Source organism: Gimesia maris (assembly GCF_008298035.1).
Lineage (GTDB): Bacteria > Planctomycetota > Planctomycetia > Planctomycetales > Planctomycetaceae > Gimesia > Gimesia maris.
Genome location: NZ_CP042910.1, coordinates 5,199,411 through 5,214,859, shown reverse-complemented (window position 1 = coordinate 5,214,859; position 15,449 = coordinate 5,199,411). Strand labels below are relative to the sequence as shown.

Genomic DNA, 15,449 nt, shown 5'->3' with positions numbered 1-15,449 from the left:
CGCTTAAATTTTATATTTTGATCGGACAGGTCTCCAATCCCCCGACAGTTTCTGCTGATCGAGGGAGTCGTGTCCCCGTTGAATTCCATTCCATCATTTTACTGATGTGGAATTTCCAGGGGGTTCTGTTCCAGCCAGTTAAGTCCGCTTGACATATCTACAATCAGGGGGACTTCGAGGTCCATGGCCGATTCCATCTCTTCCCGAACGATCAGACCCAGAGTGTCCAGTGCGGTGAGCGGAACTTCGAATACCAGTTCGTCATGGATCTGCATGAGCATCCGCCCCGGGTGCTGTTCCTGTTTGATTCGATCGCTGACATTCAGCATGGCCTGTTTAATCAGGTCGGCTGCAGACCCCTGAATGACGGTATTGATGGCGGTTCTTTCAGGCATGTTAAGCTGTTTCTGCACGCCTCCCCGCACTCCCTGGATTTCACGTTTTCTGCCACAGATCGTTTCGACGAATTTCTGTTTTGCACAATCTTCGAGGATCTGATCCAGAAATTCCCTGACGCCCTGATACCGGACAAAATAATCTTCAATGAATCCAGCGGCTTCCGATTGAGGGATACCGATCGCTTCTGATAAACCAAACGGGCTCTGGCCGTAGATGACACCGAAGTTGACCGCTTTCGCAGTGCGACGCATGTCACTGTCGACCTGATCGTGGGGAACACGAAAGATATCCGAAGCAACAGCAGTGTGAATGTCAGCACCTTCGCGGAAAGCCTGGCTCAGTGCGACATCCTGACTCAGGTGTGCCAGGATCCGGAGTTCGATCTGAGAGTAATCGGCACAGAGCAGTCGCCAGTTTTCGTCCTGGGGGATAAATGCTTTGCGAATCTGCCGTCCTTCTTGTGTTCTTACCGGAATGTTCTGCAGATTGGGGTCACTCGAGCTGAGTCGACCAGTGGCAGCAACGACCTGGTTAAAGCTGGCATGAATCCGCCCGGTCTCTGGATTAACAAGGCCGGGAAGTGCATCGAGATAGGTGCTCTTCAGTTTGGAGAGATGTCGATGTTCGGTGATTCTGGCAGGCAGGGCGTGCAATGGCGCGAGCTTCTCCAGCACACTCTGGTCCGTGCTGGGACCTGTTTTCGTTTTTTTGAATACAGGTAAATTCAGTTCCTCGAATAATACCGTTCGGAGTTGCAGTGGAGAGGCGATGTTGAATTCATGCCCGGCTATTTCGTGGATTTCACTGATCAGGGTCGTTAACCGTTTTTCAAGCAGTTGGCTCTGCTGTTTAAGCTCGGCAGTATCGACTTTGATACCGGTAAATTCCATTTCGGCAAGTATAGAGATGAGAGGCCGTTCGAGTTCCCAGTAGAGCTCCCATAATCCTGCGTGTTTGAGTTCATCCTGGAGGATTCTCGAGAGTTGCCAGGCGATTTCAGCGTCTTCTACCGCGTATTCCGCGACTTTGTCGACGTCGACTTCAAACATCTTCTTCTGCTGTTTGCCGGAGCCGATCAGTTCGGAGATGGGAATCATGGTGTGATTAAGATATCGTTCTGACAGTTTGTCGAGACTGTGTCCTCGTTCCCCGGCACTGATCAGGTAGCTGGCAACCATGGGATCGATGCTGACTCCCTGCAGGAACACGCCGACCCGCATCAATACAACCATGTCATATTTGATATTCTGATTGGTAATCAGGATTTCAGGGTCTTCCAGGATCGGTTTGAGATGTTCCAGCACATATTGAGGATCCAGGGCCAACTGACCTGAAGGGCCTTCAACGGGAATGTAGAATCCGCGGTGTTTTTCCCAACTGATGGCCCAGCCCACAATTTCTGCCTCTGCCGGTTTCAATCCGGTCGTTTCCAGGTCGACGCAGAATTCATCCTGTTCTTTGAGCAGGGCCAGAAATGTTTCAAATGCCGGTTTCGTGTCGATGGTTTCGCGAATTCGTTCGACAGGTTCCGGGGGGGCTTCTGTGGAGAGGACTTCTTTCATATCTTCAGCGAAGCGGCGAAATCCAAAGTCGACAAACAGCTGATGTAAACGTTCGCGGTCAGGATGAGTCAATCGGGAGGCTTCCCAGTTGATGTTGAGATCCAGCGACTGGTTCAGCGTCACCAGTTCGCGTGACATGCGGGCCTGATCGGCAAATTCTTTCAGGTTTTGCTGTAGTTTCGGTCCTTTAGCTTTGTCTGCGTTGGCCAGCACGCCTTCCAGGGTTCCAAACTGCTCGATCAGCGTTTGTGCTTTTTTAGGTCCGACCAGCGGTACTCCGGGAATATTATCCACGCTGTCGCCGACGAGAGATTGAAAATCAATCACCTGGTCAGGTCGGACGCCCCAATCGGCCTGGACCGCTTCTGCATCCATGAACTGATTTTTGCGAATATTGTACAGACGAATTGAATCATTGATGAGTTGTCTGGCATCTTTATCATTTGTGACGATCGTCGTTTCGATCCCTTTTTCATTTGCCAGACGGGCAATCGTGGCAAACACGTCATCTGCTTCCCAGCCGGGACATTCGATCACAGGGACCTGAAATCCTTTGACAACATCCATGATATGAGGGATTTGTGGGACCAGATCTTCGGGCATCGCGGAGCGATTCGCCTTATATTCCGAATAGAGATCATTTCGAGTGCCCGGGCCACTGGAGTCCATGGCAAAGATTAAATAGTCGGGAGAGTGCGTTTTAATGATGTTCAGGATATCGCGGGTGATGCCAAATATGGCATTGGTGGGTTGTCCCGTGGGACCGGTCATAGCCGGCACAGCATGAAAAACCTGAAATACCAGAGAAAACGTATCAATGATGTAAAGTGTTTCTTTCATAAAGATTTAGCTTTACCTGAAAATTTAAAAAGAGATTGCCGAAACTGGAAACATGCAGATGTTGTATTTTTAATGAAGAACAGATGCGGATGCGTAGATCACCAACCGGTCAGTCTGCCTGGTTCATTATTGGAGAGTGTGTCTCTGATCGCTATCAACAGACCTGTTGAAGTCGAAACTCAATGGAATCTTTTAACCAGATGGCCCGAGAACTTCGGGTTACTGTTATTTTGTGTAGTTTTTCTGCGAGTTCAAGTCAGGGCAGAAGGGGGAACCAATTGTCAGCATTCTGGAGTGCATCACATTTAACCCTGGAGTCTCTCAATCTGATAGACTCGATCCAAATCGTTCAGGAGACGCGACGGTAAAACCAGGGACAGTCCAGATAGAATCAGAATGCTGCTTGACACTGGTTTTCCTGCATTTAGAATAAAGTAAAGCAGGATGCCGGTCTTTCGAGTTTTCAGAATCGACTCAACATGGTTCCCTGAGATTCCTCAGAGCCGATCATAATCATAGCTGAAAACAGTATACACTTCAAAATACGAGCTGTCATGGTGCTGAGCTGCACCCGACGGTCACTTGAAAATCCTTAAGGTTTAAAAACATGGCTGCCAGTAAACCAACTGCTGTTCACTTTTCACTGATCTTTTTTGTCATGACCACCTTGATTGTAGGCGTGGCTGCTTATCTGGGGTATTCCGACCTGTCAGAAGCGAATACCAAACTGGATCAGGCTCAGAAAGATTCCCAGCGTGATAGCGTACTCGCTCGTAAGCTGGATGAAGAAATTCAGGCTCTGAAAAAGCTGATCGGTAATCAGCAGGAAGATGTGGGGCTTGATAATAAAACTCCCAATACGGTGATTGGTGCCACAGAGCTGGATATTAAAACTCACGCTGGTGTCCTGGCAGAGGCGACTGTTAAGGATTCACTGATCAAGCTCTCTGCCCAGCTGGATCAGACCAAAACTGAGCTGGCTGCAGAACAGAAAGCGAAAAATGAGCTGGAAGCCGCTTATCAGCAGCTCAAGGGCATCATGGACAAGAAAATCGATGAACATCAAAAGGCCCGAGTGAGTTCTGAAAAAGATCTGGCTGACACTCAGAAAGTCAAAGAAGAAGAAGTCGATGCGAAGGATCAGCAGATTGCTGCTTTACAGAAAGAAAATGAAGAAATTCTGATCGAACTGGATCAATTGCGTGAAACGAACGCCAAGACCATTAAAGATCTGGAAAACAAGAACAACACCTATGCCAGTCTGATTGATACGCTTCGCAGCCGTCTGGATCAGGTCCAGAAGTTCAGCTTTGAAGTGCCCGATGGTGTGGTCCGTACTGTTGATAACAGTACCGGCGTAGTCTGGATCAATCTGGGTGAAGCGGATCGTCTTCCTAAGCGGATGACATTCAGCGTTTATCGGAAAGCGCATCAGGGAATAGGCCGGGGTGAGGAAGATATTATTGGTGCTATCGAAGTTACCAAAATTCTGGGACCTCACCTTTCGGAAGCCCGGATTGTCGGGGATGACATTTATCAGCCCATCAGCCCTGGCGACCCGATTTATACTCCCCTCTGGGGCGTAGGACGTCCGGAAACCTTTGCTATTTCAGGAATTATCGACCTGGATGGCGACGGAAAATCGGATATGGATCTGCTGAGACGTGTCATTGAGAATGCCAATGCCAAAATTGATAATCAGGTTACCGAAAACGGAGAACGCATTGGTGACGGCTTAACCGTGCATACGAAGTTCCTGGTCATTGGTGAGTCACCTGATGTTGAAGCAGCTAAAACAGACGAACAGCGTGACAAAATGCAGGAACTGCTGGCCAAGATGAAAGAGATTCGTGAAGAAGCCCGTCTGAAAGCCGTACGTGTAATCGGTATCAATGACTTCTTGAGTTATATCGGTTATAAACCACAGCGGCGTTTGTTTGTCCCAGGTTCTGGAGTGAAATCTCCTATTAAGCAGGGGGCAAAAGTGACCGGTGTGAATGACGTTTCCTCAGGAACAGTCTCCCAGGTCTTTACTCGAAGTAAACGTCTGAAACAGCAGACTTCTTCCGGTCAGACATCCAAAGCATTTGGGACCGGTAAATAAACCCGTCTCGTACGAGTTGTTATTCCAATGAAAAAACCGCGGTTGCCTGAGAGCGACCGCGGTTTTTTTGTAGCTGTTTTCCTGACTATCAGGCTGCTGTCGGATTAAGCTTTCTGCTGTCTGGGTTTACCCTTTGATTTGAAACGCTTACGTTTCGGGGCACCTGATTCAGTCTGATCAAGTCGGGAGATGCGTAACTGTTGTCCGGAGACCCAGACATTTTTCAATGCCCGAAAGATATCGCGTGGCATGCCTTCCGGAAGATCAACAGTACTGTATTCATCGAAGATATCGATTCGTCCGATGTACTGACTGTCCAGGTTAGCTTCATTTGCGATTGCACCAACAATATTACCTGGTTTGACACCGTGGCTGCGGCCCACTTGAACGCGGAAACGCTCCATGCCTTCCTCGGGGGTTTCACTGGTGGCTCTTTCCCGCCTGGGAGTAAACACCTTCTCTTTATCCTTCGTGAATTCTTTGTTTTTGAATTCTTTTTCCCTGGAGAAACGGCGTTCAGACTGGAATTGAGGCTTTCCAGAACTGTCCCGCTGTCGTTGCGGGGTTTCCCGATGGGACGTTTCTCTTTGCTGTGGTGTCTCTTTCAGGAACAGGGGACGTTTTCCCTGGAACATACAGGCCAGGGCAGCTGCGATGTCGATCTCAGATCGCTCTGATTCCGTCTTGAATTCGCTCAGCAGTTTCTGGAACTGTTCGAAGTCTGGACTATCCATGGCTTTGGTCACAGACTCTTTGAAGCGTTCTGTACGTCGCTTATTGATTTGATTGATGGAAGGAAGTTCCATCCGTTCAATTTTAAGCTTGATCGCCCGTTCAATCCCGGACAGAGAACGCTGCTCACGGGGAGAGACGAACATAATCGCTTCGCCTGTGCGGCCTGCACGTCCGGTTCGCCCGATGCGGTGCACGTAAGCTTCGGAATCACCAGGCAGATCGTAGTTGATCACATGGCTGATCCGATCAACGTCCAGTCCCCGGGCGGCGACGTCAGTTGCAATGACAATGTTGACGTGGCCGGCTTTTAACCGTCCAACAGTGCGTTCGCGCTGCTTCTGCGGGATATCACCATTCAGTGGGGCAGCGAGAAAACCGCGCGCTTCCAGTTTTTCCGAAAGTTCGGTGGTGATGCTTTTGGTACGAACGAAGATGATCACGCCATCCGTTTCTTCTGCTTCCAGAATCCGGGTCAGGGCGTCCAGTTTGTGATGGCCTTTGGCCAGCCAGTACCGCTGGCGGATGGTATCAGCCGTTCGGGTTTTATCTTTGACCGTAATTTCCTGCGGTGATTTCAGGTAATTACCGGCAATGCGGCGAATCGCTTCGGGCATCGTTGCTGAAAACAATGCAGTCTGATGGTTATCGGGAGTCTGCTCCAGAATCCATTCTACATCGTCAATAAAGCCCATTCGCAGCATTTCGTCGGCTTCGTCCAGAACCAGGCAACGCAGGTTGTCGAGTTTCAGGGTGCCACGACGCATGTGATCCATCACGCGGCCGGGAGTACCGACAACGACATGGACGCCTCGTTTTAGTGGTTGCAGCTGTCCTTTGAAATCAGCGCCACCATAAATTGGCAAAACCTGTAAGCCTTTGAGTTGTGAACCATATTCTTTGAACGATTCGCCAACCTGAATGGCCAGTTCCCGGGTGGGAGCCAGAACCAGAACCTGTGGGGCTCTGAGTTCCAGGTCAATTTTCGAAAGTAAAGGCAGGGCAAATGCGGCCGTTTTACCGGTTCCGGTCTGGGCCTGACCTACCAGGTCTCTGCCTTCCAGCAGATGGGGAATGGTCTGAGCCTGAATTGGTGTGGGTGTGTCATATCCAAGTTCAACCAGCACATCCAGGATGGGTTGGCAGAGTTCTAAATCCGTAAATTTTGCCTGCGAAGAGACATCCGTTAACATACATCAACCTTTCGACGAACCATCAGCCGGGAAGGGCTGTACGTACTCGTCGTGTAATAGAGAAAAATGGGTCGTGCAAATAATTAGAAACAGGTGAGAGTCGGCCATTCCGGACTCAGGATTCATTTTCAGGGACTATGCCTGAAAAGAGTTCTCCTTGAAGCTCTGCTTCGTATCACCCTACTGCTACTGTTTGAGAGCGGAAACCATACAAGGTTCGGCAAATGTAGCTTTAACAACACGATAAAGATCAGCAAACAGCTGATACTTTATTAAGAGATTCTGGAGATCAGCCGTTAAAGTGGTCAGGTTGTTTCTTACAGGAACATGACATTCAGGGCTACTCAACGTCGGGAATTATATCACTGCCCCCTTTTAATTGCACGCCCTGAATCGTGAAAATCATAGAATATCTGGTTTCATAATCAGTTCTCAGGAAAACCAGACAAAAAGCCGTCCGGCACTTAAGTCGGGTGTCTGTTTTACTCTACAATGCCTGATATAAAGATCATCAGCCCTTTTTTCCCGGAGTTGTTATATGGATTCGCTGGATAAACCTTCGGCAGACAGTAATAAAGCAGAAGTCCCTGATGAACAGTCACTGCTCTGGCTGGAGGAGATTGAGGGCGAACGGGCTCTCGACTGGGTGAAGGAGCAGAATAAGTTGACTTTGCAGGCGTTGACCAGTGATCCACGCTTCGAGGAATATCAAAGTGAAGCCTTGCAGATTCTGACCGCCTCCGATCGGATAACCTATGGAACGCTGCGTGGTGAATTCGTCTATAACTTCTGGCGCGACGAGCAGCATGTACGTGGAATCTGGCGGCGGATGACTCTGAAACAGTTCAGACAGGAGTCAAAACAATGGGAGATCCTGCTGGATATAGACCAGCTGGCGGAGACAGAAAAAGAGAACTGGATTTATAAAGGTGTCGACAGTCTGGGACCTGCTCACGAACGTTGCATTATCGAGCTGGCACCCGGGGGGACGGATACTGCAGTATACCGTGAGTTTGATATTCCCTCCCGTACTTTTGTGAAGGATGGTTTCAACGTACCTCTGGCAAAAACCAATCTCTGCTGGGAGAACCGCGATCAGCTGCTGATTGCGACAGACTGGGGCGAAGGGAGTCTGAATACTTCAGGGTATGCACGCATTCTGAAACGCTGGAAACGGGGAACCCCTCTTTCGGAGGCGGAAACGCTGCTGGAAACGGATGTCAAAGAAACCTTTATCTATCCGATCGATCTGGAGCATGCCGGCCAGCGCGTCTGTTTTGTGATGCGAGGACACGATTTCTATCATTTCAGTTTCTACCTGGTGAATTCAGCAGGAACTTTAAGTCAGCTGCCTCTGCCACAGAAGTGCAGTCTGTCGGGATTGTTTGCAGGGCAGTTACTGGTTGAGTTAAAGGAGGAATGGCGTGGTTCTGCAGCGGGCTCATTGATCAGCATCTCGCTGGCAGAGTTTCAGAAGACCGGTGAGATTGGTGAAGTGCTGACGGTTTTTGATCCGGGAGAAAGTGGTACGGTTTCTCAAGTTCGATGTGCGAAGGATGCCGTTTACGTGACAGGAATCGAACATGTTTCCAGTCAGATCCGAGAAGTTCGTCTGCAGGATAACCAGTGGCAGGGACGACTGCTGCCCTGGGGCGAAAATGACGTCATCTCGATCAGTTCATCAGACAGCAGCAGCAATGATCTGCTTCTGGCACGCGATGGTTTTCTGCAACCGAGCAGCCTGTATTACGTCAATTTCTTCGAGGAAGTCGATGAGAAACTCCAGTCGACACCCGCGCGGTTTAATACCGATGGTTTGACGGTTGAGAAACACTTTGCCATCAGTCGTGATAAAACGGAAGTGCCTTACTTTATAGTCTACCGGAAAGGAATGAAGCTGGATCATACTGCGCCGGTTCTGCAATACGGGTATGGCGGGTTTGAAATCTCGATTCTACCTCATTACAGCCCGGTTATGGGAAAACTCTGGCTGGAAAAAGGGGGCGTGTATGTACTTGCTAATATTCGCGGGGGAGGCGAATATGGTCCGCGGTGGCATGATTCTGCGTTACTGGAGCATCGTCAGCGGGCGTACGATGACTTTTTCGCGGTCGCAGAGGCGGTACAAAGTAAAGGTTTCAGTTCCCCCAAACACTATGGCGCCATGGGACGCAGTAATGGAGGCCTGTTGATGGGGGTCGCTTTGACACAGCGTCCTGAGCTGTTTAATGCGATTGTGTGTGGCGTACCTCTGCTGGATATGAAACGTTTCAACAAACTGCTGGCTGGTGCCAGCTGGATGGCAGAATATGGAAATCCAGATCTCCCCGAGCAATGGGAGTTTATCAGCCGATATTCTCCTTTTCACAATTTAAAAACCGAACAGGCTTACCCGAAAGTGTATTTTTTCACTTCGACCAAAGATGATCGTGTCCATCCCGGCCATGCACGAAAGATGGCAGCGCGAATGGATCAGCTGGGTTATGAGTTCTTCTATTATGAAAATATCGAAGGGGGACACAAAGGGAACGCCAATCAGAAACAGGAGGCGATGCTCAGTGCACTGGAATATCTGTACCTGATGCGACAGCTCGCCTGACTCAGAATTGACACTTCAGTCCTGATTTGTTCCGATAGATATAGATTTCAAAGTCGCTTGCCCTGAAATCGCCTACCCGGATGATCTACCCGAAGAACCCACCGTGAGGATTTTCCTATGAGTTTCCGCCAGTCTCGTTTCTGGATCTTGCTTTTTGTTTGGGTCAGTTTCAGTGTGCCTGCGCCAGTAACAGCCGCTGAAAAACCAGAAAACAAGCGACCTAATATTCTCTTAATCACTGCAGACAATCTGGGGTATGGTGACCTGGGTTGTTATGGAAATCCGGTGATGAAAACCCCCATGCTTGATCAACTGGCGTCAGAAGGAGTCCGGTTGACCGATTTCTATACTGCCTCTCCCACGTGTACCGTGTCGCGGGCGACGCTTTTGACAGGCCGCTATCCCCAGCGTATTGGTTTGAATCACCAGTTGAGTGCGGATGAGAACTATGGTGATGGCTTACGGAAAAGCGAAGTATTGATCCCAGAGTATCTGAAGCAACAGGGATATCGTACGGCCTGTTTTGGAAAATGGAACGTGGGTTTTTCGCCGGGAAGTCGGCCGACCGAGCGGGGCTTTGATGAGTTTTTCGGGTTTGCTGCGGGAAATATCGACTATTATCATCACTATTACGCCGGTCGTCATGATTTATGGCGTGGTCTGAAAGAGGTATTTGTCGAGGGATACTCGACGGATTTATTTGCTGATGCGGCGTGTCAGTATATTTCAGCTGAAAGTGATCAGCCTTTTTTCATCTATCTGCCTTTCAACGCCCCCCATTTTCCCAGTCAGCGAAACAAGCAGCCCGGTCAGGGAAACGAATGGCAGGCACCGGATTTGGCATTTGAAAAATATGGTTATGACCCGCAAACTAAAAATCCACAAGAGCGGTATCGAGCGGTCGTGACGGCACTTGACTCAGCCATTGGACGTGTTTTAAAGCAACTGGATACGAGTGGTCTCAGGGATCAAACCATTGTGATTTGGTATTCGGACAATGGTGCCTTCATGCTGAAAGAACGGGGACTGGAAGTCGCCAGTAACAAACCATTGCGCGACGGCGGTGTCACTTTGTGGGAAGGGGGGATCCGTGTTCCAGCGATCATACGCTACCCCGGACATCTCAAGGCAGGCACCGTCAATCAGAGTCCGTTGATCAGCCTGGATATTCTGCCGACTCTGATCACCCTGGCAGGTGGTCCGCTTCCTGCAGAAAGGATTCTGGATGGACAGGATATGCTGCCGGCGTTGGCAGCACAAACTGCGCCCGAGCCGCGTACTTTCTTTTTTCAATATCGAAATTTCAGCGCAGTCCGCAGAGGAAAATACAAACTCGTGCGCATCAAACCCAATCAGCCATTTATGCTGTTTGATCTGGAGCAGGATCTGTCAGAAACCACAGACCTGGCAGAACGAAATCCAAAAGTCTTAAACCAACTTCAACAGGCGTATGCGGACTGGGAACGCGAAGTGGCTGAAAATGAAGAACGGCGTAGGAAGTCAGATAACGGAAGGTGAAGCACCGATTAGACTGTGTCCCGATTTACTGTAGCGTCTCCAGGGCCATTGAGACCAGGTACATCGAGTAAATCAGATTGAGAGACACTACGGTTATGTGTGACGCACTCTAGATCAGTGGTGGTTCTTCTCCGTTTTCCAGTTCATGATTGAGAGATTCTTCAAATAGCAACTGGCGGTCCGAGAAACCTTCATCCAGCGTATGCCAGAAGGTCACATCCTCTTCACCGGACTTCCAGCAGAGATAGACTTCTTTGCCATTGCGGAGTGCAGGAAAGTTGACGACTCCAAGTGCAGGGTCTTCCAACTCAACACCCAGTTCCCGGAGTTCGTTGATATAGGCTTCCAGCTGTTCGGTATCGTTTTCGATATCCAGTTCAGCCTGCAGTAGTTCTTCGCTGTAGACGGAATCTTCGTCTCGCGCAGAAGCGCCCGGGAGACGCTTGATTTCGCTGATGCGTTCACGGCGATCATGCAGGTTCTGATACAGCTCAACGATGTCTCTGACGATCACCTGGATGAGTGGAAGTCGAAGGTTGGCCTCTTCAGGTGTGAAAATCAGCTTTCTTTGTGCTTCAGCATTCATGATGAGACCTTTATTTCTTCTAAACAGTCTTCAATTCAGTCAGCAGGCGGCTTCACTTTACTGTTGATGACTGTAACTGGTTTGTCGTAAGTTTTGGGGAATTATAAGAGGATGTTCAGATTCGGCAAGTCAACTCTGTTGAAGACGTACTGAATTCTGATTTCTCCTCTCCAATTTCAATTGTTTTATCCCTCAGTAATCTTACTGGTAAACTTGATGAGATGTTTGAGTTTTTCAAATACTTTTCCCTCATCGATCAATCGAGCGACTTTTTGAACAGCTTGCTCCAGATTTGTAGCTTGTTCCGCTGCCAATAAGGCAGCGGAAGCATTTGCAACCACAATATCACGAGCAGGTCCGTGTTCACCATTCAGAATCTCAAGAATGATTTGAGCACTTTGTTCCGAGGAGTTGACGATCAACTGACTTACGTCACATTCTGGTAATCCGAAATCTGCAGCAGTCCATTCATAATAACGCAAATCAGTGCCTGTTATTTCAAAAACAGCTGTTTTTCCCCAGAGACTAACCTCATCCAGTTCTCCGTTTCCGCAGACGACCAATGCATGTTTTCGACCTAATTTTAGCAGGGCTTGAGCTATTTTTTCAGCTGCCTGTACAGAGTTTGCCCCCAATAACTGGTATTCAGCCTTCGCTGGATTCGTGAGAGGACCAAGGTAATTGAAGATCGTACGGATTCCCAGTTCCCGCCGTACAGGGGCAACATATTTCATGGCAGAATGTAACAGGGGAGCGAAACAGAAACCAATGCCGGTTTCTTTCAGGCATTGTCCAATTTGTTCAGGTGTGAGTTCCAGTTTCACTCCCAGGGCTTGTAAGACATCTGAAGAACCACTGGAACTGGAGACGCTGCGGTTGCCATGTTTGGCGACCGGGATCCCTGCTGAGGCAGCTACGATTGCAACCGCTGTGCTGATATTGAATGTATGAAGCTGATCACCGCCTGTTCCACAGGTATCCAGCAATCCCGTGCAGTGGGTCGGTATCGCCAGGGCCCGTTCCTGCATGGCCCGAGCCGCGCCAACCAGTTCTTCGGGAGTTTCCCCTTTTATGCGGAGTGCCGTCAGAAGTGCTGCTATCTGCACTTCGCTGCATTCACCCTGCATGATAGACGAAACCGCTTCGTAGGCAACTTCGCTTTCCAGATTCTCACCCTCAAGGATTCGATTCAGCATGGTGCTGAGTACGGTTGACATCGTTGTTTTCCAGATTCTCAAAAGCAGGCGGTTCCAGTCACAATGCAGATTATAGCAAAACCCGCTGCAGGAATCAGCCTATGACGTGATTGATTGGCGGAAGTAATTTTATTTCCGGTCAGCATCATTCTTGAAATCCCAACTGGAATCACGGGAAAAAATGCTGACTTACTTGTTGGTACAGGAAAGAAACTGGTACAATTCAGCTCCATAGATTCAGACACTCCGGTTGGTCCTCCAGTTCGCGGGGGATCATTTTATGTAACGATATCCAGCGGGAGACTCCCATGCAGCGAAGCCGTTTTCTTTACTGCCTGTTGTTTCTGTCCATGACATTGACCTCGGTCAATGCGAATGATGTGGAACAGCAGATCAAGCAAATCAAACAGGTTCAAAAGGAAGGTCAGGGGAATCAGACGGCTTCTCAAGCGGTCCAGCAGCTTTCTAAGGCAGATGCTTCTGCTTTAATCCCGATTCTATCCAGTTTTGAAGGGGCCAATCCTCTGGCCGTCAACTGGCTGTGTGGCGCCTTTGAAGCAGTGGCCGCCAATGCGATCGAGCAGAAACAGTTGCCGGCTGATAAACTGGAAGCATTCGTGCTCGACAAATCAAAGAATCCCCGGGCCCGTCGTCTGGCTTATGAAACTCTGATCAAAGTCGACCCGGATGCTACCGACCGGATCATTCCCGGCATGATTAATGATGCCAGTGTCACTCTGCGACGTGACGCCGTCAAACGTTTGATCGATGAAGCGAAGGCATTGGAAAAAGCAGGCAAGAAAGATCAGGCAAAACAGATTTATCAGCAGGCACTGAGTGGTGCCACCGATGATGATCAGGTGAAAGCCATCGTAAAGCCCCTGCGAGCGCTGGGTGAGAAAATAGATCTGCAGAAACATTTCGGATTTCTATCGGACTGGAAGATCATCGGGCCTTTCGATAACACCGAGCGAAAAGGCTACGATACGGCTTACGCACCTGAAGAGAAGCTGGACTTTTCAGTCGCTTTCGAAGGCAAAGAAGGGAAGGTGAACTGGAAGTCAGTCAATACCGATGATGATTATGGCATCTTTGATATCGCCAAAGAGATCTCGCCTTACAAAGGGGCTGTCATGTACTGTGCAGCCGACTTTTACAGTCCGGATGAGCAATCTCTGGAAATTCGACTGGGCACGCCTAATGCCTGGAAAATCTGGGTGAACGGCAAATTATTATTTGCCCGCAATGAATATCATCGCGGGATGGTGATGGATCAGTACAGTGTACCGGTCACATTTAAACCGGGAAAAAATGTTATTCTGCTCAAACTCTGCCAGAATGAACAGACAGAAAGCTGGGCACAGCGCTATCAGTTTCAACTGCGGATTGCCCGTCCTTCGGGAACAGGTGTGCTTTCGGAAAAACCGGAAGCGACTACACAACTGTCGCGCTGAAGTTTCCCCACCCTGAATCTCTTTAAGCTGCTTTCCTGAAAAGGATGATGTTATGAAATATGAATCGATCAAACTGATCATCCCGGTTCTTGCTGTCTGCTTGTGTTGCGGAGCCGACTGGCCTCAGTTTCGCGGACCTCTGACAAATAACGTTTCGCTTTCCGATGCACCTCCAGCGAAAGTGGATCAGGAAAGCATCGCCTGGACCGCTGATTTAGAGGGCAGAGGCGCATCGGGGCCGATCATTGTGGGAGACAAGGTCTTTTTGACCAGCACGACCGGGTTCAAGCAGGATCAACTGCACGTATTGTGCTTTGATCTGAAGACCGGCAAGCAACTCTGGGACCGCCAGTTCTGGGCCACGGGGCGGACGCAGTGCCATAACAAGATGTGCGTAGCAACTCCAACACCGGCCAGTGATGGCCAGAGAGTATTTGCGACTTTTTCCAGTAATGATGTGGTCTGTCTGGATCTGGAGGGAAACCTGATCTGGTTTCGAGGGTTGTCGCATGATTATCCCAATGCCAGCAACAGTCTGGGTATGGCTTCCTCTCCTGTCGTTGTGGGCGAAACTCTGATTGTACCAGTGGAGAACGACGATGATTCTTTCACAACGGGACTGGATGTAAAAACAGGAATTGCACGCTGGAAAATCAAGAGACCCCGTGTTGCCAACTGGACTTCACCTGCGATTTTAAAAGCATCACCAGACACCGAACCTCTGGTATTATTGCAATCCAGCGAAGGGGTCGATGCGATTTATCCCCAGACCGGAGAAACTGCCTGGCAGTACGAAGACGGAGCCGGTCGCATCCCCTCGACGACTGTCGGTGAAAATACCCTGTTTATCCCTTCGAACGGATTGACTGCTTTAACTCCAGGTTCCAGTAGTGAGCCTCCTAAAGTATTGTGGTCTGAACAGAAACTGTCACCTGCTACCGCCAGCCCACTGGTCTATCAGAAAAAGGTGTTTACCGTGAATCGTGCCGGTGTGCTCACCTGTGCCAGTCCTCAAACCGGGGAAGTGATCTGGCGGCTGCGTCTGAAAGGTCCGTTCAGCGCTACTCCCATCGCCGCTGCGAATCATCTTTATCTGATCAGCGAAAAAGGCTTATTACAGGTGGTTCAGCTGGGGGAGAAGCAGGGAGAAGTGACAGGGGAAGTTGATCTGAAAGAAACGATCCTGGCAACGCCAGCGATTTCTGATAATTCACTGTTTCTCCGCAGTGATAAGCATCTCTGGAAAATCTCTTCCAGGTAATTCGC

The 15,449-nt window shown here is 49.4% G+C and carries 8 protein-coding genes and 1 pseudogene; 5 read left to right on the top strand and 4 right to left on the bottom strand.

What is annotated here, in order from left to right; translation table 11 throughout:
• Nucleotides 1-98 precede the first annotated feature (98 nt).
• Nucleotides 99-2,801, bottom strand: coding sequence for a DNA polymerase I (gene polA / locus GmarT_RS19150; RefSeq protein WP_002647702.1), 2,703 nt, complete (start codon nt 2,799-2,801; stop codon nt 99-101).
• A 607-nt stretch (nt 2,802-3,408) separates the two neighbouring features.
• On the opposite strand from polA, the gene GmarT_RS19145 reads away from it, so the two are divergent.
• Entirely contained in the window at nt 3,409-4,905 is a 1,497-nt protein-coding gene (locus tag GmarT_RS19145) for a hypothetical protein (RefSeq protein ID WP_002647703.1), read from the top strand.
• Nucleotides 4,906-5,009: 104 nt separating this feature from the next.
• Here GmarT_RS19145 and GmarT_RS19140 read toward each other — a convergent pair whose 3' ends face one another.
• A complete protein-coding gene (locus GmarT_RS19140) occupies nt 5,010-6,830 on the bottom strand; it encodes a DEAD/DEAH box helicase (protein ID WP_002647704.1) in 1,821 nt (606 codons plus the stop codon).
• A gap of 538 nt (nt 6,831-7,368) precedes the next feature.
• Between GmarT_RS19140 and GmarT_RS19135 the strand changes: the two genes are divergently transcribed.
• On the top strand, nt 7,369-9,429 hold the full coding sequence (locus GmarT_RS19135) for a prolyl oligopeptidase family serine peptidase (protein ID WP_002647705.1): 2,061 nt from the start codon (nt 7,369-7,371) through the stop codon (nt 9,427-9,429).
• A 117-nt stretch (nt 9,430-9,546) separates the two neighbouring features.
• Nucleotides 9,547-10,857: pseudogene (locus GmarT_RS19130) on the top strand (sulfatase-like hydrolase/transferase); the annotation flags it as partial.
• Nucleotides 10,858-11,056: 199 nt separating this feature from the next.
• Here the strand turns inward: GmarT_RS19130 and GmarT_RS19125 are convergent.
• Both GmarT_RS19125 and trpD read right to left on the bottom strand, forming a co-directional pair.
• Nucleotides 11,057-11,533 carry a DUF2203 domain-containing protein gene (locus tag GmarT_RS19125; protein WP_002647707.1) on the bottom strand — a complete coding sequence of 159 codons (477 nt, stop codon included), beginning with the start codon at nt 11,531-11,533 and terminating at the stop codon, nt 11,057-11,059.
• Between the two features lie 185 nt (nt 11,534-11,718).
• Nucleotides 11,719-12,750 carry an anthranilate phosphoribosyltransferase gene (trpD, locus tag GmarT_RS19120; RefSeq protein WP_044238963.1) on the bottom strand — a complete coding sequence of 344 codons (1,032 nt, stop codon included), beginning with the start codon at nt 12,748-12,750 and terminating at the stop codon, nt 11,719-11,721.
• Between the two features lie 287 nt (nt 12,751-13,037).
• On the opposite strand from trpD, the gene GmarT_RS19115 reads away from it, so the two are divergent.
• Nucleotides 13,038-14,183 (top strand): hypothetical protein, encoded by a 1,146-nt coding sequence (locus GmarT_RS19115; RefSeq protein WP_149303112.1) that lies wholly within the window; start codon nt 13,038-13,040, stop codon nt 14,181-14,183.
• A 52-nt stretch (nt 14,184-14,235) separates the two neighbouring features.
• Nucleotides 14,236-15,444, top strand: coding sequence for an outer membrane protein assembly factor BamB family protein (locus tag GmarT_RS19110; RefSeq protein ID WP_002649837.1), 1,209 nt, complete (start codon nt 14,236-14,238; stop codon nt 15,442-15,444).
• Nucleotides 15,445-15,449 lie beyond the last annotated feature (5 nt).

Coding starts and splice junctions, on each gene's coding strand:
- polA (WP_002647702.1), bottom strand. CDS start 2,801: ATGAAAGAAACACTTTACATCATTGATACGTTTTCTCTGGTATTTCAG.
- GmarT_RS19125 (WP_002647707.1), bottom strand. CDS start 11,533: ATGAATGCTGAAGCACAAAGAAAGCTGATTTTCACACCTGAAGAGGCC.
- GmarT_RS19110 (WP_002649837.1), top strand. CDS start 14,236: ATGAAATATGAATCGATCAAACTGATCATCCCGGTTCTTGCTGTCTGC.
- GmarT_RS19115 (WP_149303112.1), top strand. CDS start 13,038: ATGCAGCGAAGCCGTTTTCTTTACTGCCTGTTGTTTCTGTCCATGACA.
- GmarT_RS19140 (WP_002647704.1), bottom strand. CDS start 6,830: ATGTTAACGGATGTCTCTTCGCAGGCAAAATTTACGGATTTAGAACTC.
- GmarT_RS19145 (WP_002647703.1), top strand. CDS start 3,409: ATGGCTGCCAGTAAACCAACTGCTGTTCACTTTTCACTGATCTTTTTT.
- trpD (WP_044238963.1), bottom strand. CDS start 12,750: ATGTCAACCGTACTCAGCACCATGCTGAATCGAATCCTTGAGGGTGAG.
- GmarT_RS19135 (WP_002647705.1), top strand. CDS start 7,369: ATGGATTCGCTGGATAAACCTTCGGCAGACAGTAATAAAGCAGAAGTC.